This is a genomic window from Pseudoalteromonas sp. APC 3250, from assembly GCF_030407915.1.
Classification (GTDB): domain Bacteria; phylum Pseudomonadota; class Gammaproteobacteria; order Enterobacterales; family Alteromonadaceae; genus Pseudoalteromonas; species Pseudoalteromonas tetraodonis.
The window spans coordinates 15,091-37,853 of the sequence record NZ_JASDCM010000021.1; the positions used below are offsets into that span (position 1 = coordinate 15,091).

Annotated in this window: 26 protein-coding genes; 19 read left to right on the plus strand and 7 right to left on the minus strand. The window is 39.9% G+C overall.

The annotated features are described in order from the left end of the window. Positions 1 to 210 precede the first annotated feature (210 nt). Both QL986_RS16625 and hldE read left to right on the plus strand, forming a co-directional pair. Positions 211 to 801: an SIS domain-containing protein gene (locus QL986_RS16625; protein ID WP_028835523.1), complete on the plus strand. Its 591-nt coding sequence runs from the start codon at positions 211 to 213 to the stop codon at positions 799 to 801. Further along, entirely contained in the window at positions 801 to 2,240 is a 1,440-nt protein-coding gene (gene hldE, locus QL986_RS16630; RefSeq protein ID WP_290191726.1) for a bifunctional D-glycero-beta-D-manno-heptose-7-phosphate kinase/D-glycero-beta-D-manno-heptose 1-phosphate adenylyltransferase HldE, read from the plus strand. The genes QL986_RS16625 and hldE overlap by 1 nt, the downstream gene beginning before the upstream one ends. Before the next feature lie 62 nt (positions 2,241 to 2,302). On the opposite strand, the gene QL986_RS16635 is transcribed toward hldE, so the two are convergent. Beyond that, complete coding sequence (locus QL986_RS16635; RefSeq protein WP_290191727.1) at positions 2,303 to 3,850, minus strand: capsule assembly Wzi family protein; 1,548 nt, start codon at positions 3,848 to 3,850, stop codon at positions 2,303 to 2,305. Positions 3,851 to 4,019: 169 nt separating this feature from the next. On the opposite strand from QL986_RS16635, the gene QL986_RS16640 reads away from it, so the two are divergent. Together QL986_RS16640 and QL986_RS16645 are read left to right on the plus strand one after the other, a co-directional pair. Continuing rightward, positions 4,020 to 5,093 carry a glycosyltransferase family 1 protein gene (locus tag QL986_RS16640; protein WP_290191728.1) on the plus strand — a complete coding sequence of 358 codons (1,074 nt, stop codon included), beginning with the start codon at positions 4,020 to 4,022 and terminating at the stop codon, positions 5,091 to 5,093. Then, positions 5,090 to 6,175: a glycosyltransferase gene (locus QL986_RS16645; protein ID WP_290191729.1), complete on the plus strand. Its 1,086-nt coding sequence runs from the start codon at positions 5,090 to 5,092 to the stop codon at positions 6,173 to 6,175. Before QL986_RS16640 ends, QL986_RS16645 begins: the two co-directional genes overlap by 4 nt. 6 nt (positions 6,176 to 6,181) lie before the next feature. Here the strand turns inward: QL986_RS16645 and QL986_RS16650 are convergent, their stop codons facing one another. After that, a complete protein-coding gene (locus QL986_RS16650) occupies positions 6,182 to 6,901 on the minus strand; it encodes a 3-deoxy-D-manno-octulosonic acid kinase (RefSeq protein WP_290191730.1) in 720 nt (239 codons plus the stop codon). Positions 6,902 to 7,024: 123 nt separating this feature from the next. On the opposite strand from QL986_RS16650, the gene QL986_RS16655 reads away from it, so the two are divergent. The 6 genes from QL986_RS16655 (at position 7,025) to glpG (ending at position 12,291) form a co-directional block, all read left to right on the plus strand. After that, positions 7,025 to 8,086 (plus strand): glycosyltransferase family 9 protein, encoded by a 1,062-nt coding sequence (locus QL986_RS16655; protein WP_058154270.1) that lies wholly within the window; start codon positions 7,025 to 7,027, stop codon positions 8,084 to 8,086. Further along, the gene (gene gmhB, locus QL986_RS16660; RefSeq protein ID WP_024601849.1) at positions 8,083 to 8,652 is read left to right on the plus strand and encodes a D-glycero-beta-D-manno-heptose 1,7-bisphosphate 7-phosphatase; all 570 of its coding nucleotides are present in this window, start codon (positions 8,083 to 8,085) and stop codon (positions 8,650 to 8,652) included. Before QL986_RS16655 ends, gmhB begins: the two co-directional genes overlap by 4 nt. Before the next feature lie 163 nt (positions 8,653 to 8,815). Continuing rightward, positions 8,816 to 10,012 (plus strand): glycine C-acetyltransferase, encoded by a 1,197-nt coding sequence (locus QL986_RS16665; protein WP_058154271.1) that lies wholly within the window; start codon positions 8,816 to 8,818, stop codon positions 10,010 to 10,012. Between the two features lie 52 nt (positions 10,013 to 10,064). After that, positions 10,065 to 11,090: an L-threonine 3-dehydrogenase gene (gene tdh / locus QL986_RS16670; protein WP_010390995.1), complete on the plus strand. Its 1,026-nt coding sequence runs from the start codon at positions 10,065 to 10,067 to the stop codon at positions 11,088 to 11,090. A 65-nt stretch (positions 11,091 to 11,155) separates the two neighbouring features. Then, on the plus strand, positions 11,156 to 11,473 hold the full coding sequence (gene glpE, locus QL986_RS16675) for a thiosulfate sulfurtransferase GlpE (protein WP_008468201.1): 318 nt from the start codon (positions 11,156 to 11,158) through the stop codon (positions 11,471 to 11,473). Then, positions 11,470 to 12,291: a rhomboid family intramembrane serine protease GlpG gene (gene glpG / locus QL986_RS16680; RefSeq protein WP_024601851.1), complete on the plus strand. Its 822-nt coding sequence runs from the start codon at positions 11,470 to 11,472 to the stop codon at positions 12,289 to 12,291. Before glpE ends, glpG begins: the two co-directional genes overlap by 4 nt. On the opposite strand, the gene QL986_RS16685 is transcribed toward glpG, so the two are convergent. After that, on the minus strand, positions 12,288 to 12,686 hold the full coding sequence (locus QL986_RS16685) for a flagellar basal body-associated protein FliL (RefSeq protein WP_008468199.1): 399 nt from the start codon (positions 12,684 to 12,686) through the stop codon (positions 12,288 to 12,290). The genes glpG and QL986_RS16685 overlap by 4 nt on opposite strands. Positions 12,687 to 12,936: 250 nt before the next feature. On the opposite strand from QL986_RS16685, the gene QL986_RS16690 reads away from it, so the two are divergent. Beyond that, complete coding sequence (locus tag QL986_RS16690; RefSeq protein WP_013464288.1) at positions 12,937 to 13,482, plus strand: chorismate lyase; 546 nt, start codon at positions 12,937 to 12,939, stop codon at positions 13,480 to 13,482. Then, positions 13,479 to 14,357: a 4-hydroxybenzoate octaprenyltransferase gene (gene ubiA / locus QL986_RS16695; protein WP_024601852.1), complete on the plus strand. Its 879-nt coding sequence runs from the start codon at positions 13,479 to 13,481 to the stop codon at positions 14,355 to 14,357. The genes QL986_RS16690 and ubiA overlap by 4 nt, the downstream gene beginning before the upstream one ends. Here ubiA and QL986_RS16700 read toward each other — a convergent pair. The 3 genes from QL986_RS16700 to QL986_RS16710 all read right to left on the minus strand — a co-directional run bounded on the left by QL986_RS16700 (position 14,354) and on the right by QL986_RS16710 (position 16,641). Continuing rightward, complete coding sequence (locus QL986_RS16700) at positions 14,354 to 14,974, minus strand: 2OG-Fe(II) oxygenase (protein WP_008468193.1); 621 nt, start codon at positions 14,972 to 14,974, stop codon at positions 14,354 to 14,356. The two genes, ubiA and QL986_RS16700, sit on opposite strands and share 4 nt — an antisense overlap. Before the next feature lie 95 nt (positions 14,975 to 15,069). Continuing rightward, positions 15,070 to 15,948: a LysR family transcriptional regulator gene (locus QL986_RS16705; protein ID WP_024601853.1), complete on the minus strand. Its 879-nt coding sequence runs from the start codon at positions 15,946 to 15,948 to the stop codon at positions 15,070 to 15,072. A gap of 243 nt (positions 15,949 to 16,191) precedes the next feature. Beyond that, on the minus strand, positions 16,192 to 16,641 hold the full coding sequence (locus QL986_RS16710; protein WP_008466063.1) for a DUF2721 domain-containing protein: 450 nt from the start codon (positions 16,639 to 16,641) through the stop codon (positions 16,192 to 16,194). 75 nt (positions 16,642 to 16,716) lie between these two features. On the opposite strand from QL986_RS16710, the gene QL986_RS16715 reads away from it, so the two are divergent. From QL986_RS16715 to tsaD, 3 genes are read left to right on the plus strand one after another with little or no spacing between them, the layout of a single operon-like run. After that, positions 16,717 to 17,079 carry a DUF2007 domain-containing protein gene (locus tag QL986_RS16715; RefSeq protein ID WP_008466062.1) on the plus strand — a complete coding sequence of 121 codons (363 nt, stop codon included), beginning with the start codon at positions 16,717 to 16,719 and terminating at the stop codon, positions 17,077 to 17,079. Beyond that, complete coding sequence (locus tag QL986_RS16720; RefSeq protein ID WP_008115608.1) at positions 17,063 to 17,653, plus strand: YjaG family protein; 591 nt, start codon at positions 17,063 to 17,065, stop codon at positions 17,651 to 17,653. The genes QL986_RS16715 and QL986_RS16720 overlap by 17 nt, the downstream gene beginning before the upstream one ends. A 44-nt stretch (positions 17,654 to 17,697) precedes the next feature. Beyond that, on the plus strand, positions 17,698 to 18,711 hold the full coding sequence (gene tsaD, locus QL986_RS16725; protein WP_008466060.1) for a tRNA (adenosine(37)-N6)-threonylcarbamoyltransferase complex transferase subunit TsaD: 1,014 nt from the start codon (positions 17,698 to 17,700) through the stop codon (positions 18,709 to 18,711). A 23-nt stretch (positions 18,712 to 18,734) separates the two neighbouring features. Here tsaD and plsY read toward each other — a convergent pair whose 3' ends face one another. Then, on the minus strand, positions 18,735 to 19,340 hold the full coding sequence (gene plsY, locus QL986_RS16730) for a glycerol-3-phosphate 1-O-acyltransferase PlsY (protein WP_008466051.1): 606 nt from the start codon (positions 19,338 to 19,340) through the stop codon (positions 18,735 to 18,737). 207 nt (positions 19,341 to 19,547) lie between these two features. Here plsY and folB point away from each other — a divergent pair, with 207 nt between their 5' ends. From folB to mpl, 4 genes are all read left to right on the plus strand, one after another. Continuing rightward, positions 19,548 to 19,907, plus strand: coding sequence for a dihydroneopterin aldolase (gene folB, locus QL986_RS16735; protein ID WP_024601854.1), 360 nt, complete (start codon positions 19,548 to 19,550; stop codon positions 19,905 to 19,907). Next, positions 19,908 to 20,396 carry a 2-amino-4-hydroxy-6-hydroxymethyldihydropteridine diphosphokinase gene (folK, locus tag QL986_RS16740; RefSeq protein WP_024601855.1) on the plus strand — a complete coding sequence of 163 codons (489 nt, stop codon included), beginning with the start codon at positions 19,908 to 19,910 and terminating at the stop codon, positions 20,394 to 20,396. It abuts the gene before it with no gap. Continuing rightward, the gene (locus tag QL986_RS16745) at positions 20,393 to 21,193 is read left to right on the plus strand and encodes an undecaprenyl-diphosphate phosphatase (protein ID WP_024601856.1); all 801 of its coding nucleotides are present in this window, start codon (positions 20,393 to 20,395) and stop codon (positions 21,191 to 21,193) included. The genes folK and QL986_RS16745 overlap by 4 nt, the downstream gene beginning before the upstream one ends. A 214-nt stretch (positions 21,194 to 21,407) precedes the next feature. Beyond that, entirely contained in the window at positions 21,408 to 22,763 is a 1,356-nt protein-coding gene (mpl, locus tag QL986_RS16750; RefSeq protein ID WP_290172861.1) for a UDP-N-acetylmuramate:L-alanyl-gamma-D-glutamyl-meso-diaminopimelate ligase, read from the plus strand.

A 22,763-nucleotide genomic window follows, 5' to 3' on the forward strand; every position in this document is an offset into this window, starting at 1 on the left:
TGTCATTCAAATCACGCTATTGCATCAGTTACATGATTTTAGGAAATGCTTATGGTTACTTTTATAACAAAAACGATTTCCATGCAGTAAGCCTTTGATTTTAGTTTCTGTGAAACATCTAATTTAGTTATATAGAGGTGATTTGGCTATAAAATTATGGAATAATGAAATTAATTTTTCCTGCCATTTCAGTTCCAAGAGGAATATCTCATGTCAATTATAGATTCAGTGGCAACCAGCTACCTAGAAAGTTTAAACCGTCATCAAGTATTGTTTGAAACAATGGAGGCGTATCATCAAGAGGTAATGCAGTTGCTAGAAGCATGTCATAGTGCTTTACAAGCTGGTGGTAAGGTTGTTTGGTTTGGTAATGGCGGCAGTGCTGCCGATGCTCAGCATTTAGCTGCAGAGTTTGTGGTGCGTTATAAATTAGAGCGAGGCCCATTAGCGTCTATTGCTTTAACCACAGACACGTCTATTTTAACGGCGCACAGCAACGATTATCATTTTGATACTGTGTTTGAGCGCCAAGTACAGGCGCTATGTAAACCTGAAGATATCGTGATTGGTTTAACTACATCAGGTACCAGTAAAAATATCAATTTAGCATTAGAAGCTGCTAACAAAATAGGGGCATTCACGGTTGCATTTACTGGCCGTGACGGCGGGCAAGTAAAAGATATTGCAAAGTTACCTATTATTATTAAAAACGACGAAACCGCGCGTATTCAAGAAGCACACATGTTTATTGGCCATTGGTTATGTGAAGCCATGGATATGGTTGTTGCGGAGCAGCAGTAATGGATTTATCTTTACTAAAGAACTTATCAGCAGCACGTATTTTAGTGGTGGGCGACGTGATGCTCGATCGCTATTGGTATGGTGATTCAGGGCGTATCTCACCAGAAGCGCCAGTGCCCGTTGTTAAAGTAAGTAAATTTGAAGACAAGGCTGGCGGTGCGGCTAACGTGGCTAAAAATATAGCCCGTTTAGATGGTAAAGTGGGGTTGTTAGGCCTTATTGGTGAGGACGAAAGTGGGCAAATTTTAGAAAATATTTTAGAAGGTGAAAAAATAAATTCACAGCTTGTCAGCGTGTGTGATTTACCGACTATTTCTAAAATGCGTGTAATTAGCCGTCATCAGCAAGTGGTACGTTTAGATTTAGAAGAAACTTTTAACGAATCACATAGCCAGCTTTTATTAAATCGATTAGAGCTTGTGTTAAATGATTACGATTTTATAGTGTTTTCTGATTACAACAAAGGCTCGCTATCGCTGATCAAAGAGATGATAAGTGTGGCCAAAAAAGCAGGTAAAACGGTACTTGTTGATCCTAAATCATCGGACTTACAGTTATATCGCGGTGCTGATTATATAACACCTAATTTAAATGAATTTAAATTAGCAGGCGGGCAAGTGGGCTCAGAAGAGACACTTGCAAGTAGTGCACGAAACCTCATTAGTGATGCGGGTATAAAGGCGATGTTACTTACCCGTTCAGAGCAAGGTATGTCGCTTATAAATGCCACTGAAAAATATGATTTTGCAGCTCAAGAGCTTGAGGTCAGTGACGTAACTGGCGCTGGAGATACTGTTATTGCAACCCTTGCCGTTATGTTAGGTGCGGGCATGATGCCTAAAGATGCGGTAGAAATTGCTAATTTAGCTGCAGGTATTGCGGTGAGTAAATTGGGCGCGGCTACGGTTTCTCCAGAAGAGTTAAGTCGAAAGCTGGGGCAATACTTACAGGCAACTGGCGAGCATTATCAAACCCCGTTTGATGATGTATTGCAGCATATTGAATTTGCTAAGCAAAATGGTGAAACGATTGTATTTACTAATGGTTGCTTTGATATTTTGCATGCAGGGCATGTGCGGTATTTAGCGCAAGCTAAAGCCCGTGGGGACAGATTAGTGGTTGGTTTAAACAATGATGACTCTATTGCTCGTTTGAAAGGCCCAGAACGCCCAATAAACCCATTAGATGAGCGCGCCATGGTCCTCAGTGCACTTGCCTCCGTTGATTGGGTTATCCCGTTTGGAAGTGCTGATGAAAATGACACGCCGGCAAAACTTATCGAGCAAATAAGCCCTGATATTCTTGTCAAAGGCGGCGACTATACGGTAGAACAAATAGCCGGTGCGGAGCATGTGCTGCGCCATGGCGGAAAAGTCGAAGTGCTTGAGTTTTTAGATGGCTGTTCAACATCAAAAGTGATTAGCAAAATAAAAAGCTAGTTCGCTAATCAAAAAAAGGGGATAAACTGCAGTTTATCCTCTTTTTAATGTTATTAATGAAACTAAAAGTTGTATTCGAACTTAGCAAATGCAGACGTATCGTTTTCTGCTCCATCGTTATTAGAGGCAAGTCCGCCAAGGGTTAAGCGCCCCCCCATGGCAAGCATTCTGTAGCGTACTTCAAGTTGTTTAGAACTAAAGCCTGTTTTAGTAATCGAATTACCTAAATCTGGATTATTTGGGTAACGGTCACGGTTGTCGCTGTTGTAGTCAATATCACGTAATTTTACTTGCCAGTCAGTTCCGCTTGAGAGTTGCCCAAGTACAGTAAGTACTAGTGATTGAGCATCATTATCATAGGTAGAGCCGATAGGGCGACCATGGTAACGGTATCCTGATTGGTAATCAGTGTGCTCATAATAGCAATTTTCGGTCGTTGACCCCGCAGAGCAAGAGACACCTGTATCAATGTATTCTAAGTTGACTAGTAAATTCTGCTCGTAAACACGATGTGTTGTTTGTAAGCCAAATAAGTACGCTCTATCAGCTGGTTTAAACTGTGAGCTCGCATCTTCACCAATCGTACTGGCATAAACGGCATAAGGTTGATTGAACAACGTATCAGACCAGCGAATATCAATACCAGCTAATTGATTACCTATTTTTGACTCTAACTGGCTATCACAATTAGAAGTGCCATCAACACATTTTGTATCACCGGCAATCATATCAATAAAATCACTAGCCGAGCTTGGTTGTCCCTTACCAGCCCATTGTGCTGACCAGCTCAGTGCTATTTCTAATTGTTGAACGGGGCGAAAGTTAACACGAGTGCTCCATAATAACGCATCAGGAATAACGCGGTTTGATTCAAGTTTAGCCATTTGTGCAGTAAAGCTCCACTGACCAATCCAACTCAGCCAAGGTGTTTCAAATGCACTGCTTTGTTCTCTGCTGATACTTATTGCAGGAAGTGGTTTGGCGTTACCAGACATAATTAGACTGTTATCAACGCCTGGTCCCCAAAACTGTTCAACCGCACCGGCTCTAAATATCCAATTACCTAAACGATACGCTAAATAGCTATCATCAAGTGAGGTATCATTGCAGTCAGTCAGTGCTTGCTCATTGTTAACTATATCGTCTGTTGTTTTACCGTTGACTAAGCAGTTTTTGCCATCACTGCGGTGATTAAGCGCAATTTTAGCTGCAAAGTTATGTCCTAGGTAAGCATAGGCTGCTGTTAATTCTGACTCTTGGGTATTCGTTGCACCAAAGCTGGTGGTCGCTAATGGGTCTGAGCTGGCAAATGCAGAAAGTTGAACACTATGTGAACCACTGTTTTCTGACTTATAACGATGTTTTACACGCAATAACGCATCTTGTAAGCGAGGTGATAATTGCTCTAGTCGGGCATTATCTAAATCAGCAATAAAACTTTTCCACATTAACGGATAGGTAGTCACTGGCGCTAAAATAATACCCGCATCGGCGAGTTGCTGGATATCCGCTCTTAACCCAAAATCATCAGGTTTAACCCAGGGTTCAGCATAAACAGGGGCACTCATTGCACAAAAAAGCGAAGAGAGTATAAAAAATTTGTTTCGCAAAGCTCAGATCCTTGTGATTGAAATTGCCGGTAAGTTTAGCAATCTACGCTCTTTATTGCAGTAATTAAATCTAAATTGGTATGTTAAATCATATAGAAAAATGCTTACCATCTATCGCTAAAAAGTTGCCATTGGTATACTGCAGGTCAAATAAGCCAGTGAGATTGTAATGAGCAAAAAACGACTTTTATTTATTCCTGTGTCATCACCAGAAGGTATTGGTGAATATATGCGCTCATTACAGCTGGCTCAAACTTTAAAGGCTGAGTATGGCAAGCAGTTAGATATTCATTTTATCTTAAATAAGCATACGGCTTATGCTAAGCACTGCCCATTCACTACCACACTACTAAGTCAGTCGCCAACTAAGGAAGTTGAAGCAGTTTGTGAATTAATTGAGCAGTACCAGCCAGATGTTGTGCTGTTTGATTGTGCAGGACGCGCTGAGCAAATGAAAGCGGCAAAAAAAGTGGGTGCTAAAGTTGTTTTTATTTCGCAGCATGCAAAAAAGCGGGCAAAAGGTTTAAAGCTTAATAGGACTGGTCTTATTGATACTCATTGGGTTGTACAACCGGATTACTGTATTGAACCTCTTTCGTGGTATGAAAAGCTAAAATTGAGCATGTTGCCTTTGGCCTATCCTGCTAATGTTGGGCCATTTACAGTATTTGCATCAGCGCAACAAAAATGCGATGCACTAAACCGTTATCACTTGAAAGAAAAAGAATTCTTTATTGTTAACGCGGGCTCTGGTGGTCATACAGTTAATGGCGTAAATTGCGCAGATATATATTTTCAAGCAGGGCTTGTTATTGCTAAACAAACAGGCTTGAAAGGCGTGGTGGTATTTGGCCCTAACTACACTAAGTTGTTACCTAAAACCAATGAGTTAATTTGTTTGCCAAGCCAAGAGGGAACTGAATTTTTAGCCTTACTCAGTCAGGCTAAAATTGCATTACTGAGCGCGGGTGATACTTTACTACAAGCTATTGCTTTGCAAACCCCAACCATTGCTTGTGCTATTTCAAAAGATCAGAGTGATCGAGTCGCACGTTGTGCAGCCACTGGCGTTGTTAAACAAGCTGAGCTTGATATTTTAGACATCACTCAAAAAGTGCAAGAGCTACTTACTGAGCCAAATTATAACAATACACTCAGCCAATATATGTTGTTAGAAAATGTACATAGCTTTGATGTTATAACGAATGGTGTAAAAGTACTGTTGCAGGGGAATAAGCTATGAATATTGTCATTGTAATTGACTCTCTTGTTGGTGGTGGCGCTGAAAAGGTAATGCTTACATTAGCGCAAGAGATGGTATTAAAAGACCACAATGTGACTATCTTGTCATTGGCGCAAAATATTGAATATGACATTCCAACCACTTTGAACGTTGAAAGTTTATTTTCAGGTCGAGCAACAAAAGTAGATCGATTTTGGCAGATAAAAAAGAATATCAGAGTGTTAGAGACATGGTTTGAGCAAAAGTTACGGAAACTTGGGTCTATTGATATAGTACTTTCTAATTTAGATCGTAGTAATAACTTATTAGCGCAGAGTAAAATAAAAAATATCCATTTTGTTGTTCATAACTCAGTTAATGCAGAGCTCGCTAGGCAAAAAAAACTAGGCCCGCTTTCATACTTATATCTTAAAAAGAGTAAACAAAATCTTAATGGTAAATCACTGATCTGCGTGTCCAAAGGGGTTGAAGAAGAAATACAACAAGGCAGCTTAATAACCCCAAGTGCTATTACCACTATTTATAATCCATTCAATTTTAAAACAATCAATGATAAAGCTAATGAGGTGAATACAAATATACCCGATTCTCCCTATCTTATTCATGTGGGACGTTTAGCTAAACAAAAACGCCATGATATTTTATTTTCTGCATTTGCCAAGTTAGATAAAAAATACAAATTAGTGCTGTTATGTAACAAAAAAGAAAAGGCATTAAAGTTAGCCAAAGAATATGGTATTGAAAATCAGCTTATTGTTCCGGGATTTGTACAAAACCCATATAACTGGATAAAGCAGGCAAAAGCTTTATTGTTAAGTTCAGACTTTGAAGGGTTTGGTAATGTGCTAGTCGAGGCTTTAGCAGTAGGTACGCCTGCTGTCAGTACTGAGTGCCCTCATGGTCCAAGTGAAATACTTACGGGTGAACTAAGTAAATATCTAGTACCTATTGGCCAAGGTGAGCTCCTAGCGCTCGCAGTTAAGCAAGTGCTCGCAGATAACCCAAATGTAACCAACGCAGCTATTTTAGAAAAGGTGTGTGCCGATAGAGTAACAGAGCAATACTTAGCGTTAGCAAACTAGTTTTTATTAGGTTAACCCATTATGGTAGTGTTTATTTAAACTTTGCCAATCGTTTTCTTGCCAATGAAAGCTGCTATTGCGGCTTTGCTCTTTTAAAAATGAGCGCTGTAGTCGAGACATGTTGCTTTGTTGCCATTTTTTATCGGGTGTTTTTATTTCGCCGCGGTCAAAATCGATAATAAAAACGTTGCCACTGTCATCAAATAAAATATTATTAATATTTAAATCAGCGTGATACACCCCTTTATTATGAAATAACGCAATTGTGCTGGCTATTTTTTTTATTTCAATATCATTCAATGCGCGTTCAATCAGTATATCTAATACGCTTTTAGCGCCGCTAACCGCTTCAGTAATAATATCACCTAGGTAAATAAAACCATGGCGGCTCACTTTAGCGGCAATAGGTTTTGGTACATTTAAACCTAGCTCTATTAATTGTGTCATCAAGCTAAACTCTTTATAAACACGGGTATGCTCAAGCCCCCAGTACAAATACTGATCACTGAGTAGCTTTCCTATCAGGCCGCCACGCCAATAATGGCGCAACACAGCCGTTAAATCTGCGTGTTTAAAAAACCATGCGGTTGCACGTCCCTTTTTAGCGCCAACAATTTTTTGCTGTTGCTGCCAAAAGTCGGGGCTAAACCAATCTAACTCTATCTGGCTGCTATATTGAGGATGGCTCAAAATGACATGGTTATTTTTGACGTGTTGATTAAACATAGCTCATAGGGTTCGCTTTAATATGTGCACATATTAACGTGTTTTAACGCTAAGGATAAGTACTTGCAATGACGCGATTATAATTTAAGATCAGGTTTTATTATTTTACCTCCAAGGAAACGTGTGACTTCAGCGCCTACTTACACTTCAATTTGTATTTTACGTCTTTCTGCTATTGGTGATGTATGCCATGCAGTAAGTGCGGTACAAGCTATTCAAAAAGCACACCCAAATGCCAAAATTACATGGGTTATAGGTAAGGTCGAGGCGATGCTGTTAGCTGACTTACCAGGCGTTGAGCTTGTTGTATTTGATAAAAAACAAGGTAAAGCGGCACTGAAACAGTTAAAGCAAACCTTTAAAGGGCAGTGTTTTGACGTACTGCTTAATATGCAAGTGGCTTTAAGAGCAGGTTTTGTTGCTCGCTGTATTCCTGCCAAAGTTAAAATTGGCTTTGACTGGGCTCGTTCAAAAGAGCTACATAGTTTATTTATTAATAAACGCATTAAAGCCCAATCTCAGGCGCATGTTTTAGAGGGATTTAAAGGCTTTGCCCAAGCGATTGGTGTTGATGATTATGTCCCTGTATGGAATATGCCCTTTACCAACAAAGATCAAGCTAAAGCGGATGAGCTGTTAGGTGACGATTATTTATCAAATAAGCTATTTGTTATTTCGCCAGCAGCAAGTAAAGCACAGCGTAACTGGTTAGCCGATCGCTATGCTGCGCTTGCGGATTATGCACATACACAGGGGTTTAAAATAGTATTAACTGGTGGACCGACTGAACTGGAAATTAATTTAGCAAATAACATCATTAAACACTCTGATTCACCCATTCTGAACTTGGTGGGTAAAACAAAACTCAAAGAATTATTGTGCGTACTTAAGCGTGCAGACTTAGTACTGGCACCTGACACAGGCCCAGCTCATATGGCGGTGACTGTGGGTACGCCCGTTATTGGTTTATATGCGCATTCAAACCCAGCGCGTACGGGGCCTTATTTATACCAAGACTACGTGGTTGAGGTTTACCATCAAAACTTAGTAAAGCAAACAGGTAAAACCGCCGAGCAATTGCCTTGGGGTACTCGTGTTAAAGGCGATGATTTAATGAGTCAAATAACCACCGATGCAGTAAAACAAATGTTTGATCATGTTGTTAAAAAAGAGTCACTGTTATGAATCAAGAAAACACTAACAAGGCGCTTTTTTTAGATCGAGATGGCGTAGTAAATGTTGACCATGGTTATGTGTTTAAAAGCGAAGAGTTTGAATTTATAGACGGTGTGTTTTCAACATGCAAAGCGTTTTATGATGCGGGCTATAAAATAATTATAGTGACTAATCAGTCAGGCATTGGCCGTGGTTATTATTCTGAGAGCGAATTTTTAGCGCTTAGCGAGTGGATGAAAGCGCAGTTTAGCGCTCATCAAATTGAAATTACGGACGTTTATTTTTGTCCTCATCATCCTAAAAACGCATTACCAGATTATTTAAAAGAGTGCGATTGCAGAAAACCAGCGCCTGGCATGTTACTTCAAGGAATAGAAGATCATCATATCAACCCTGCACTTAGTGTGATGGTGGGTGACAAATTAGGTGACATGCACGCTGCCATTAGCGCTAATGTACGTACCAAAGTACTGGTACGTTCAGGGCAAAAATTTGATGACAAAGCTGTAAATTTTGCTGACTATGTTTGTGACTCAATCAACGACCTTCCGGCTTTATTTGCTGATCTAACGTAGTACACATCTCAAGCCTGTAAACTGGCAGCTTTTCCTGCCAGTTAGGCAATTTGCGACGAATGACAAACAGTGCAATTTGGCGCTTAAACTTTTACAATACCCGCATTATAAATAGCAGCAACACGTCTGCTGTTTAACCCGTTCAACCAAATGGAGATCACAGATGAGAGCATCTGCTTTTTTTAGCCAATTACAACAGCAAATCGAAGACGTTAAAGCGGAAGGTTTGTACAAGAATGAACGTGTTATCACTTCGCAGCAGCAAGCTCAAATTGAAGTGGCATCAGGCGAAAAAGTTATTAATTTTTGTGCTAACAACTACTTAGGTTTAGCTAACAGCCCAGAGCTTATTAAAGCGGCGCAACAAGGCTTAGATGACCATGGGTTTGGTGTGGCTTCTGTGCGTTTCATTTGTGGTACACAAGATATTCATAAAACGCTCGAGAAAAAAATCAGTCAATTTTTAGAAACTGAAGACACCATTTTGTACTCATCATGTTTTGATGCCAATACGGGGTTGTTTGAAACCATATTAGGTGCAGACGATGCGATTATTTCTGATTCATTAAACCATGCTTCTATTATTGATGGCGTACGTTTATGTAAAGCAAAACGTTTCCGTTATGCAAATAACGATATGGCTGATTTAGAAAAGCAATTAATGGCAGCCGATGAAGCCGGTGCTAAAACTAAATTAATTGCAACCGATGGCGTATTCTCAATGGATGGCGTTATTTGTAACTTAGAAGCCGTATGCGACTTAGCTGATAAATACGATGCACTTGTTATGGTTGATGACTCACATGCAGTTGGTTTTGTTGGCGAAAACGGTAAAGGTACACCTGAGTACTGCAACGTGCTTGATCGTGTTGATATTATTACTGGTACCTTAGGTAAAGCACTAGGTGGAGCCTCGGGTGGTTATACCTCAGGTAAAAAAGAAATTGTTGAATGGTTACGTCAGCGTTCTCGTCCTTACTTATTCTCAAATTCGTTAGCGCCTTCAATTGTAACGGCGTCAATTAAAGTGTTAGAAATGCTTGAAAATGGCGGTGAGCTTCGCGCTAAGCTATGGTCAAATGCTAAATACTTCCGTGAGCAAATGGAAGCGGCTGGTTTTACCTGTGCAGGTAAAGATCATGCGATTATACCTGTGATGCTAGGAGACGCCAAAGTAGCGTCACTTATGGCTGATAAGTTATTGGCTGAAGGGATTTATGTAACCGGCTTTTCATTCCCTGTTGTACCAAAAGGGCAGGCGCGTATTCGTACCCAAATCTCTGCAGCGCACAGCAAAGAACAGCTTGATACAGCCATTGCAGCATTTACCCGTATTGGTAAAGAGATTGGTGTTATTTAATTTTCTTGTTAAATCGCGGCTGAAGTCGCGATTTTTTAATTGAGTGTGAATTATGAAAGCATTATCAAAGTTAAAAGCAGAGCCAGGCATTTGGATGACAGATGCACCAAAGCCTGAAGTGGGTCATAACGATCTGTTAATTAAGATTCGTAAAACGGCTATTTGTGGCACCGATGTGCATATTTATAAGTGGGATGAGTGGGCACAAAACACCATACCGACGCCTATGGTGGTTGGCCACGAATACGTGGGTGAAGTAATTGACATGGGACAAGAAGTTCGCGGTTTCGAAGTTGGCGACCGTGTATCAGGTGAAGGTCATATAACCTGTGGCCATTGTCGTAACTGTCGTGCTGGGCGCGTTCACTTATGTCGTAATACAACAGGGGTCGGTGTAAACCGCGAAGGCGCATTTGCAGAGTATTTAGTGATTCCTGCATTTAATGCGTTTAAAATCCCAGATAATATTAGCGATGAACTTGCCTCTATTTTTGACCCATTTGGCAATGCAGTACACACGGCTTTATCGTTCGATTTAGTCGGTGAAGATGTCTTGATCACCGGTGCTGGCCCAATTGGTATTATGGCTGCAGCTGTGGCTAAGCATGTGGGTGCACGTCATGTGGTTATTACTGATGTAAATGAATACCGCCTAGACTTAGCACGTAAAATGGGCGCAACGCGTGCTGTAAACGTCGCGAATGAAAAGCTTGAAGATGTAGCTAAAGAGCTGGGTATGACAGAGGGCTTTGATATTGGCCTAGAGATGTCAGGTGTACCAAGTGCATTTAATGCCATGCTAAATAACATGAATCATGGCGGCAAAATTGCCATGTTGGGAATTCCACCTTCAGATATGGCGGTCGATTGGAATCAAGTTATTTTTAAAGGCTTAGTGATCAAAGGTATTTACGGTCGTGAGATGTTTGAAACTTGGTACAAAATGGCTAGTTTGATTCAATCAGGGCTTGATTTAAAACCAATTATTACTCATCAGTATTCAATAGATGACTTCCAAGCTGGCTTTGATATGATGATTTCAGGCCAATCGGGTAAAGTAATTCTTAACTGGGATTAATTACCCCTTGTTAAGAGAATTAAAGGCGGCATTTGTCGCCTTTTTTGTAATTATAAGAGAGTACTATGGCATTTAAACATATATCAATCGCACAAACCCTTGAACTACTCGATAAAGAAGATGTAGTGATTGCTGATATTCGCGATCCTAATTCGTATCAAGCGGGTCATATTCCGGGTTCAGAGGCATTATCTAATGCGAATATTGCCCAATTTATGATGGAAAAAGAGTTTGACCAGCCGATTATTATTGTCTGTTATCACGGTATGAGCTCACAAGGCGCTGCCAGCTACTTAGTAGAGCAAGGCTTTGAAGATGTTTACAGTATGGATGGCGGTTTTACTGCATGGGAAGCCGCTTACAAGGATAAAGTATCACGATGATAGAGCTAGGCAGCCTAACTAACCCTCGCGCTGCACAGGGCTTTATAGATTACTTAAAAAGCCAAGGGTTTAGCGGGCAAATTCGTACTGAGGATGGCCATACGCTTGTCATTAGTGTGGCACCTGAGGACTTTCATGCGGTGCAACCGTTGTGGAATGAATTTGCTAAAAACCCTAATCATGAACGTTATCAACAAGCGTCATGGCAAGTAGGCAGCACGCAATCACCATTAAAATATCAAGGCCAGTCGCTTAATTTAGTCGCGCGGTTTAAAGCCTTAAGTTGGCTTAATCAAAGTGTTAGCATACTGAGTATTATTGTTTATATTGCCTTTTTATTGGGTGCGTTTGAACCTATTTACATGGCGTTGCAGTTTAACCCTGCGTCACCACTTACTTGGTTAACCCCGGCTATAGTGCATTTTAGCGCCATGCATATCGTGTTTAATCTAATTTGGTGGGTTTCACTGGGTGACAATATTGAAAAGCAATGTGGTAAGTCGAGTCTAATCGGACTTTTTTTAGTTACCGCTTTAATAAGTAATTGGGCACAGTACTTAATGGTCGGGCCTAACTTTGGTGGGCTTAGCGGTGTTGTATATGGGTTGTTAGGCTTTTGTTGGATTTACAGCACCCTTAACCCTAAACAGCCTGCACTGGTTACAACTGCAATTGTTGGATTTATGCTGGTATGGTTAGTACTTGGTTTTGCAGATGTATTATTTGTTGGAATGGCTAATTGGGCACACTTAGGTGGGCTCGTTAGCGGTATGGCTTTTGCCTATACCGCTCAGCTTTTTAAAACAAAAAGTGCCTAATGGTATAAATATTTAGTAAATAAGAGATCACGGATGATCTCATGCCCTGTTTCTTCTTTAAGAAGGCTTTTTAGTTTTTCTGCGCTTTTAAGGCGTATTTGCTCGCGTCCTGTTAAAGACTTTATTTTGTTTTCAGGCTCTTTAGATAAAATCTCTACTAACGCATCACGAAGTAACGGCGTGTGGTGTTCCACGATTGCAATATCTGATGTTTTATTAAGCATTAAATCAACAGTGACACGTACATAGCCCATTTTTTTACTCGATGGGCCAATGTAGTTGGTAATAATATCTGGCTCAAACCCAAAATAACCGACAGTAGACTCAGCACGTGCTGATAAGCTAGTTAAGCTGACTAGAAGAATAAAAAGGCCTGTAAATACTGTTTTTTTCATTTCAAAAGCGTTTCCGTAAACTGGTTACAAATAGTTTATACTTATTAGTAAATAAGATACAGCAAGATGCTGTTATTTGTTGAGTTATGTAAAGGCACTCTGTACTCAAGTTTGGGATAGGCAATAGCGAGAGTCAAATGTTGATTAGCTTTTTATAATAACAGGGTGTGCTTGGTAGTGAGTAAATCGCGCTTTTTCAAATCTCTTAGCAATGTTATGATCTTGCTGATTTTTATCAAGTAGAGCTATTGTGATTACGTTTCCTCTTTCTTTATCTGCTGATTGGCAGAGTACTTCTCAAGTCTGTGGCTTATCTAGCGCTGAGCAAGAGTGGCTATTTGAACCGCATTCTTTAACGGCTAAATTAAAAAGCCAGTCGCAGCGTTTTGCTGTAAAGGTGCTGAGCGAGCAAAAAGTTAACCTCTCGCAACCTCAGCAAGCTTTATTAAGTAATGAGGTGAACACCGTACTTAACCGTGAGGTTTTATTGTTGTGTGATGACAAACCGGTTGTATATGCTCAAAGCTGGTTGCCAATATCAAACAACAATACAAATAATCAGCTGCATAATATGGGTGAACGTCCGTTGGGTGATGTCATATTTCAAGACCCTGCGTTAAAGCGCGCTGATATTGAAATTGCTCGCTTTGATGATAACCACTCATTGCAATCACTGGTGAGCGAACTTAATTTACCCATACACATATTATTAGGACGACGAAGCGTGTTCTCTTTGCATGACTACAAATTTTTAGTTTGTGAAGTTTTTTTACCAGGAGCCTATTTATACTCATGAAACTAGCCCCTTTATCGGTAAACCATGTATCGTATTACGTTCAGTTAATGCGAATAGATAAGCCCATAGGCACCTTATTATTACTTTGGCCAACTTATTGGGCGCTGTGGATAGCAAATGAAGGGATACCAAGCCTAACAAACTTCATTGTGTTTACCCTTGGGGTAATAGTTATGCGTAGCGCAGGATGCGTTATCAATGATTTTGCTGACAGGAAAATAGATGGCTCAGTAAAACGAACCTGTCAGCGCCCTTTAGCAACTGGGGCTGTGAGTAGTGGGGAAGCAGTTAGTTTGTTTTTGCTGCTGGTTAGTATCGCTTTTATTTTAGTAATAATGCTAAATACCAATACTATCTTGTTATCGTTTGGGGCGCTTGGGCTCGCGTTTTGTTATCCCTTTATGAAACGTTACACACAACTTCCACAGGTTGTATTAGGGGCTGCTTTTGGTTGGGCAATTCCTATGGTATTTATGGCATCAACAAACTCATTGCCTGTGCAAGCTTGGCTATTATTTGTCGCTAATATTTGCTGGACGGTGGCTTATGACACTATGTATGCCATGGTTGATAGAGATGATGATTTAAAAATAGGGGTTAAATCAACCGCTATTTTATTCGCCAGTTACGATCGCCATATTATAGGGTTGCTTAACGTTATATTCTTAGTATTAATGACATTGATCGGCTTTATTAGCCAAGTTGGAGCAAGCTTTTGGTTAGGGTTAGCGGTTGCTGCGGCTTTATTATTGTATCAACAGCGTTTGATTCATTTACGTCAACGAGATGCCTGTTTTAAAGCGTTTTTGAATAATCATTATGTGGGACTTACTGTATTTATAGGCTTATTATTTTCTTACCCCGTTTTTTCTTAACGGGGTGGGTCGATAATACCACTAATTGACGCATTTTTTCTGAACCAACCAGCAATCGAATAGCGGTTATCAAAAGCAGGAAGTACTTCATGCACAAAGCGTTCGCTTTCAAATAATACCAAAGTGCCTGCAGTGGGTTTTATAACCACTTCTATGTCTTTACTTTTTGGCTTGTAAATAACCAGCTCCCCGCCTTTCTTAGGAGAGTTTAAATACAATACGGTGGTAAAAACTCGATTTGAACGACCTTTGAACGCATCTACATGTTTTTTGTAAAAATCACCCTGCGTATACTTTGCATAGTGACATTCATAATCAAACAAGCCCATGAAAAAGTTACGATTAAGGGTAGTGCGAACAGCTTCCATTATTTGTTGATAGCTAAGCTGTGCATTTGAGCTGCCATCAAACCAGTAGGTTTTATCTTTACGAACGGAATCATCAATTTGTAAATTGTTTAATCGTCCAATACCGGCAAGGCTAAAGTGAGGATTTATTCTATAGCAATCAGCCATCAACTCGGATATTAAGTCACTATCAATGGCGTTTTCAATAATGGCATAGCCATGCGTTTCAATGTGCTCTAGGTAAATTTCAGCAGCTGTAAAGTTATTCATTAACGCTAGTCATAATATAAGGGAGCGTTAGTGTAGTGAAAAAAAACTTTAATGCCACTAATTTATAGTTGTTATAAAACGCATGGAGTCATTTTTTATGCTCTTGAAACCTTCTTAATTAGCGAGAGTAGGTGGTCAACATGCTCACCTGCCTCTATTTGCTGGCTTGTTTGCACCACAAGTTGTTCATGGCTAATATCGTTATTCGTTTTAAGCTGGATTAAGTTATGGTTTTCTGCCACAGAGCTGGTGTGTTCAATACCTGCAATAGCAAAATGATCTGACTTTTCAAGTCCAGCCATTACCTGCTCAATACTACCTACTTTAATAGTTGAAACTTTATTTAACGAGTCTATTACTTCATTAAGCATTGATTGCACTTGTTTTGACTGCGAAAAACAACTGAACATTGGATAGATTTCGAGCTCTTTTTTACTAATATCGCTTTTATTTGCTAAAGGGTGTTGTTTTGAACAAAATAAAATAAGTTGATCAGGTAATTGTATATCGCTACCAATGCTATTGACTATTTGCGAGCATACACTAATGTCAATTTCTCCTTGAAGCAGTTTTCTATGAAGCTCAGTTTTATTTTGCAGCTGCATTTCAATTTTAATATGCGGGTACTGACTCAAAAATTCGCCGCAGGTGATTGGTACTATGCTGCTGGTTGTTGTGGTGTAGCCAATCACTAATTTTTTTTCTTCTGTGCCATTAATTGATTGAAAAGCGCGATGCTTTATTTGTTCTAGCTCATTGAGCGTATTTTTAGCAAAGTCGAGGAAAAGTTCGCCTGCTTGAGTTAACTTAACCGAGCGAGTAGAGCGGGTGACTAGTTCGTAGCCAAGCTCCGTTTCAAGAGTTTGAATGCTACGGGTTAATGCAGATGTACTAATTTGGGTTTGTTCAGCAGCTTGCCTAAAATGACGAAGCAGGCCAAGTGCTACAAACTGTTCTAATTGTTCAAATCTCACTATATAGTCCTTTTTTATAGGTAAGCTAGGGGAATTACAGATTTAATACTGACTTTATATCCCTACAGATCAGTTGAAATAAGGTTTTTAACCACTTATTAAGATTAACTTTCTTTTAATCGTATTTAAAGAGAATAGTTGCAAAATGTTGTTATACCTTTGGGTAATGTTAAATTACTGTAGTGTTTTATTATTGACCAAATTTATGCAATTTTATAACAACTTTACTAAAGTCTCGTTTGGTTAATTGCTGTTTTTGCTTTTAGGATTAGGCTCAATAAAGTTTTTACTAACTCGGTTACTTAAAGGCTTATTTTCAATGTTTTGTAATTCAATTTCTATGGCATCACAAGAAATATGAATTTCAAATAATGAAGTAAGCAAAGATAAGCTCAAGCAGCTTAAACTGACACCAAATAAAATAATGCCCGTGGTATTAAATTCTATAAATAATGCAAACATAGATAACGTACATAATAAAAAAGAGGCCACTCCGTATACTTGCATGGTCCTTATTAGTTTTATTCGCTTTCTAAGATTAGTTATTTGCGCCACTACAACAGGACGAATAGACTCACCTTCACGGGCATTCAATTCTCGTATTAGTTGCGCAAGTACTAAAAATCGGTTTGTATAGGCAAGTAATAACAATGAGATGGCTGGAAAAAGTAAACCTGGGGTAGTTAGCGTCATAATGTGTCCTTAAATCATATTATTTGCTTTAGGTTACGCGGGCTTATTGTACACATAAAGTAAATGAGGTGGATATTGCAAAATACTAATAATAGCCAATCAAATGTAACATCATTTGATTGGGTGACGCTTTATAATGCAGAAAATAGTTTAGAGGCCAATATAATAAAAGGACTGATTCTTAATGCGGGAATTGAGTGCCAGATAAAAGGTGAAATACTGCAAGGCGCAATGGGCGAGATCCCATTTGAACAAACACAAGTAAGTGTGCAGGTTTATGCGATAAAAGAGCGCCATGCACGTGAAATATTGGTAAACTATCAGCAAGTAAAACAATCCGCTCCAGATTGGGTGTGCCCTAACTGTAATGAGCATAATGGATCAACATTTGATTTTTGTTGGTCATGTGGGACCTTAAAGAATGACAAAAGCGAATAATTTTCAGCGTATTAGAGAGTTAAATTATTTACAAAAAGCGGTATTGGCCAGTGCGTTAATAGAGCGTATGTTGCCTAATTATGGGCTATTTAGTGAGGCTACCGGCTTTGGCGATGAGGTTATTTTACGCAATGCTTTAAATGTATGTTGGGAAAAAATACTCCTTCCTAAAAGTAAAATTGATTTAGAAAAGCAAGTTGAAAAAATAGAACCTAATGTTCCTGAACTTGCCGATTTTGATATGTTTGGTACCTATCCTGCAATCGATGCTGCCACCTCATTACTGAGTTTAATGCATGGCCTTTTAGCACAAGATGAGCAAGAGTTTGTTAATGTGAGTAAAATATCACAGGCCACCGTAGCTCGCTTTATTGAGTACCAAATGACGGTTGAAGGGGATGTTGCCGATAACAAAGCGGTGCGTGAACACCCACTGATGCAATACGAAATAGAGGTATTAGGTGAACTAATTGATTTTGTAGAAGCAATGGGGCGTATCACTGCTGAAAATGTGAAAGCATTGAAAAAGCATGTCCTTGCTGATGGCCAAACTAACATTGGTTTAGCACTGTAAGTTATTTGTTTTAAACACCTTGTTAGGTGGCAGGAGAATTAACAATGCGAATTTTAGGCATTGAATCATCATGCGATGAAACTGGTATTGCTATTTATGATGACGAAAAAGGGCTGCTAGCCCATCAATTATATAGCCAAGTAAAAGTACATGCAGACTATGGTGGTGTAGTACCTGAACTTGCCTCGCGCGATCACGTACGTAAAACATTGCCGCTTATTGATGCGGCATTTGCGCAAGCGGGTTGTGGTCCTGAAGATTTAGATGGTATTGCTTATACGGCAGGGCCAGGTTTAGTAGGGGCTTTGTTAGTAGGTACCTCAATTGGTCGCTCTTTAGCATATGGCTGGGATATCCCAGCGGTGGCAGTGCACCATATGGAAGGGCATTTATTAGCGCCAATGCTTGAGGAAAACGTCCCCGAGTTCCCATTTATTGCCTTATTGGTTTCTGGCGGTCATACCATGATGGTAAAAGTTGCTGGTATTGGTCAATACGAAGTATTGGGTGAGTCGGTAGATGATGCTGCTGGTGAAGCATTTGATAAAACAGCCAAGTTACTTGGGCTTGATTATCCAGGCGGCCCTCGTTTGGCTAAAATGGCTGAACAAGGTGTTGCTAAGCGATTTGTTTTTCCGCGTCCAATGACAGACAAACCTGGCTTAGATTTTAGCTTTAGTGGCCTAAAAACCGCCGCTTCAATTGCTATTCGTGAAAACGACAGTGATGAGCAAACAAAAGCAGATATTGCTCATGCATTTCAAACGGCCGTTATTGATACTTTAGTAATTAAGTGTAAGCGCGCATTAAAACAAACCGGTATTAAGCGCTTAGTAATAGCCGGTGGCGTAAGTGCTAATACGCAATTACGTTTGCAATTAGAGCGTGTGATGCAAGGTATGAAGGGCGAAGTGTTTTACCCTCGTACTGAGTTTTGTACTGACAATGGTGCAATGATAGCGTATGCCGGTATGCAGCGTTTAAAAGCGGGGCAGTTTGCTACGCTTGATATGAAAACTAAACCGCGCTGGCCAATCGATAGCTTAGAAGCAATATAGTTAACCAGAATTCAGGTTAGTTATTACTTCTTATCATCTGTAGGGGCTTGTTTAGTCCCTACTTTTGGTTCTTCCCCTTTAAATAAACGCACAATATTAGTGCGATGCCTAATAATGATCAGTAGCGTAATAAAGGTCACCGGTAAGGTGTATAACGGTTTAATCCACCATGTGTATAAAGGGGCTAGCGTAACGGCCACTAACGCGGCAAGTGATGAGTAACGAGTAATCGCGACAATCAGCAACCAAGTACCAATCAATAACCCTCCTAAAGAAAGCCCTATCGGTAGTAACGAGCCAAATGCAGTTGCAACCGCCTTACCGCCCTTAAAACTAAAGAATAATGGGTACATATGCCCTAGGCATGCAGCAACGGCGATTAAACCAAGCTCTAATGGCTCGAGTTTTAAAAAATAAGCGCCCCAAACAGGGATTGTGCCCTTTAAAATATCGAAGACTAAAACTAAGCATGCAGGAAGTGACCCGCCTAAGCGGTAAACATTGGTTGCACCTGGATTATTGGAGCCATGCGTGCGTGGATCGGGGAGTTTGAATAGCCGCGACACTAAAATGGCCGATGAAATCGAGCCGAGCAAATAGGCTAAAACAAACATTAAAATGACTAACACGCGCTTCCTTATTTTTTAATCATTACTTTTAAGCTATTATTGGCGTCAAAATTTACGGGCTTCTTAAATTACTCGCAATTTTGTAACGATTCTATTGTAGAAGTAATTTTAGTATATTTAAACACTGATTAAAGTATATACAGTATTAATTTGATTGATACAATATGTAATTAACTCAGTGACTTGTTACAGTCATTTGGAGTATCAATGGACAAGGTATTTATATCACAATTGCATGTCGAAACGATTATCGGGGTGTATGATTTTGAAAAGAAAAGTAAACAAAGCCTGTACTTTGATATTGAAATGTTAAGCGACATCAAGCCCGCAGCGCAAAACGACGATATTAACTTGGCACTGGATTACGCTAAGGTAAGTGAGCGTGTTATCGAACACAGTACGGCTAAACCGGTAGAGCTTTTAGAAACACTGGTGGAGCAATTAGCGCAAATCATTTTAACCGAATTTAATACCCCACAAGTGACAATAAAAGTAAGTAAGCCCGCTGCAGTTGCACAAGCGCAAACCGTCGGTGTAGAAATAACGCGTAACAAGGTTCTTGCTTAAATGGCGCAAATATTTATTAGCTTAGGGTCGAATATTAATAAAGCAGAGCATATCAGGCGTGCTTTAGTGGCGTTAAATAAACACTTTAAAAATACACAACATTCTTCGGTATTTGAAAGTGAAGCGGTGGGTTTTGCCGGTAATAACTTTTACAACTCCGTACTCGCTGCCACTACCGAAATGGTGCTTGAAGATGTGTGTGCGTTATTAAAACAAATAGAGCGCGATAATGGTCGCAAAGCAAATGATAAAAAATTTAGCCCGCGCACCTTGGATCTCGATTTACTCTTTTACGATGATGTCATTTGCGAGAGCCCAGCTCAACTACCACGTGACGAAATTACCAAAAATGCCTTTGTATTACAGCCTTTAGCAGAGGTGGCTCCTGATTTTTATCACCCTGTAGCAAAAAAAACGATTGCCCAAATATGGAATGCATATAACAACCCTCAACAAAAACTATGGAAGGTGGAGTTTTCTAACCCATGAGTATTATAGAAATAATTGTTTTAGCCCTAATTCAGGGATTTACTGAATTTTTACCTATATCGAGTTCTGCACACTTAATTTTACCGTCGCAAATTTTAGGCTGGGAAGATCAAGGCTTGGCATTTGATGTTGCCGTTCATGTAGGAACGTTAATTGCTGTTGTTATTTATTTTCGTAAAGAAGTGGCCGATATACTCGGTGCTTGGTTTAAATCGTTTGGTGCACAAGGTACAACAGATGACAGCAAACTAGGCTGGTGGATAATTTTAGGTACTGTGCCTGCCGCTATTTTAGGGCTATTGCTAAAAGATTTTGTTGAACTGTATTTGCGCAGTGCATGGGTGATTGCAACCACAACCATCGTATTTGGTTTGTTGTTGTGGTACGCCGATGCTAAAGGTAAGCAAATAAAAACAATTTATCAGCTTAATTGGAAAACCGCACTCATCATTGGCTTTGCGCAAGCCGTTGCGATGATCCCAGGGACTTCTCGCTCAGGTATTACCATGACCGCGGGTTTAATGCTGGGTATGAATAAGCAAAGTGCAGCCCGTTTTTCGTTTTTGCTGGCTATTCCGATTATTTCAATGATGGGCCTTTATTACACAGCAGAGCTAGCGCTTGGCGATCATATTGTTGATTGGACTGCTTTATTGTTGGGTGTAGTGCTGTCGTTTTTATCAGCTTATGCCTGTATTTTTATGTTTTTAAAAGTGATTGAACGAATGGGTATGCTGCCATTTGTTATTTATCGTTTGTTATTAGGCATCGGCTTAATATTCTTTTTAATGCTATAAGCCATTAATCTTTAAAAAGCCTCCCACCTTGGGAGGCTTTTTTATTTGCGCCAAACATCGCATCGGCGCTGTCTTGTTGAAATACCAAACATCTGCTGCAAATTTACCTAGAAAGCTCAACAGACCCTGATGGTAACTTGATCTAAATTTTGGCATTATAGCGCCATTAAAGTTCGCCTTAGAGCACATTCCGCGCAGGATGAAAGGATAGTAAATGCATATACATATTTTGGGTATTTGTGGCACATTTATGGGTGGTATTGCCGCTATAGCTAAATCATTAGGTCATCACGTTACCGGGTCTGATCAAAACGTTTACCCACCAATGAGTACCCAATTAGAAGAGTTAGGAATCGAGCTAACCCAAGGCTATGATGTATCTCAACTAGAACCGGCACCCGACATAGTCGTCATAGGTAATGCTATGAGCCGAGGGAATCCGTGTGTTGAATATGTATTAGATAAAGGCTTGCCTTATACCTCAGGCCCAGAGTGGCTTAAGCATAATTTACTACAAAAATCATGGGTGCTGGCGGTGGCAGGAACCCATGGTAAAACAACGACTGCCAGTATGCTGGCATGGATATTAGAATATGCAGGTTTAAAACCAGGCTTTTTAATTGGCGGGATCGTGCAAAGTTTTGGTCTTTCGGCTCGGGTTGGGCAAACGCCTTTTTTTGTAATAGAAGCCGATGAATACGACACCGCCTTTTTCGATAAACGTAGTAAGTTTGTTCATTATTTACCGCGAACACTCATTTTAAACAATCTTGAATTTGATCATGCTGATATTTTTGAAGATTTAAATGCGATTAAAAAACAATTTCACCATTTGATACGTACACTACCGCAAAGCGGGAAAGTATTGTGGCCAAAAGATGATGAGGCTCTGAGCGATGTTATAGCAAAAGGGCTGTGGAGCGAGAGCGAAACATTAGGCGATGATTGGGATTATCAGCTACTTAAAGCGGATGGTTCTCAATTTAATGTGTTATTAAACACGCAACTGCAAGGTGTAGTTAACTGGCAGGCAATTGGTGAGCATAACGTTAAAAATGCCATGATGGCCATTGCAGCAGCGCGCCATGTAGGAATAGCTATTGAGCACAGTATTGCGGCTTTAGGCGAATTTATCAGCCCAAAAAGGCGGATGGAGCTTAAAGCGGATATAAATAACATTAAAGTGTATGATGATTTTGCCCATCATCCTACCGCGATACAAACAACGCTTGCGGGGCTGCGCGCCAAAGTGGGCAATGACAAAATTATTGCGATTTTAGAGCCGCGTTCTAACACCATGAAAATGGGAGTTCATCAATTTACATTGTTAGACTCATTACGCGATGCGGATGAGGTGCTACTGTTTGAACCAGAAAACTTAAGCTGGTCGCTCAAGGAGCAAGCAGAAAAAGCCGGTATGCAGTGTTTTGATTCTACAATCGCCATTATCGAAACAGTGCTTGAAAGTATTGAGCCAAATCAACATGTTTTAATTATGAGTAATGGTGGTTTTAATGGCCTTCATCAACAACTTGTTGATGGCTTGGCCAATAAATACAGCGGAGAATAA

Bases quoted from the DNA above. Each gene is read 5' to 3' on its own strand.
- folK (WP_024601855.1), top strand. From the start codon at position 19,908: ATGGCGCAAATATTTATTAGCTTAGGGTCGAATATTAATAAAGCAGAG.
- tdh (WP_010390995.1), top strand. From the start codon at position 10,065: ATGAAAGCATTATCAAAGTTAAAAGCAGAGCCAGGCATTTGGATGACA.
- glpG (WP_024601851.1), top strand. From the start codon at position 11,470: ATGATAGAGCTAGGCAGCCTAACTAACCCTCGCGCTGCACAGGGCTTT.
- QL986_RS16745 (WP_024601856.1), top strand. From the start codon at position 20,393: ATGAGTATTATAGAAATAATTGTTTTAGCCCTAATTCAGGGATTTACT.
- QL986_RS16700 (WP_008468193.1), bottom strand. From the start codon at position 14,974: ATGAATAACTTTACAGCTGCTGAAATTTACCTAGAGCACATTGAAACG.
- QL986_RS16645 (WP_290191729.1), top strand. From the start codon at position 5,090: ATGAATATTGTCATTGTAATTGACTCTCTTGTTGGTGGTGGCGCTGAA.
- ubiA (WP_024601852.1), top strand. From the start codon at position 13,479: ATGAAACTAGCCCCTTTATCGGTAAACCATGTATCGTATTACGTTCAG.
- hldE (WP_290191726.1), top strand. From the start codon at position 801: ATGGATTTATCTTTACTAAAGAACTTATCAGCAGCACGTATTTTAGTG.
- QL986_RS16640 (WP_290191728.1), top strand. From the start codon at position 4,020: ATGAGCAAAAAACGACTTTTATTTATTCCTGTGTCATCACCAGAAGGT.
- QL986_RS16710 (WP_008466063.1), bottom strand. From the start codon at position 16,641: ATGACGCTAACTACCCCAGGTTTACTTTTTCCAGCCATCTCATTGTTA.
- QL986_RS16720 (WP_008115608.1), top strand. From the start codon at position 17,063: ATGACAAAAGCGAATAATTTTCAGCGTATTAGAGAGTTAAATTATTTA.
- glpE (WP_008468201.1), top strand. From the start codon at position 11,156: ATGGCATTTAAACATATATCAATCGCACAAACCCTTGAACTACTCGAT.
- gmhB (WP_024601849.1), top strand. From the start codon at position 8,083: ATGAATCAAGAAAACACTAACAAGGCGCTTTTTTTAGATCGAGATGGC.
- QL986_RS16665 (WP_058154271.1), top strand. From the start codon at position 8,816: ATGAGAGCATCTGCTTTTTTTAGCCAATTACAACAGCAAATCGAAGAC.
- QL986_RS16685 (WP_008468199.1), bottom strand. From the start codon at position 12,686: ATGAAAAAAACAGTATTTACAGGCCTTTTTATTCTTCTAGTCAGCTTA.
- folB (WP_024601854.1), top strand. From the start codon at position 19,548: ATGGACAAGGTATTTATATCACAATTGCATGTCGAAACGATTATCGGG.
- tsaD (WP_008466060.1), top strand. From the start codon at position 17,698: ATGCGAATTTTAGGCATTGAATCATCATGCGATGAAACTGGTATTGCT.
- QL986_RS16625 (WP_028835523.1), top strand. From the start codon at position 211: ATGTCAATTATAGATTCAGTGGCAACCAGCTACCTAGAAAGTTTAAAC.
- mpl (WP_290172861.1), top strand. From the start codon at position 21,408: ATGCATATACATATTTTGGGTATTTGTGGCACATTTATGGGTGGTATT.
- QL986_RS16650 (WP_290191730.1), bottom strand. From the start codon at position 6,901: ATGTTTAATCAACACGTCAAAAATAACCATGTCATTTTGAGCCATCCT.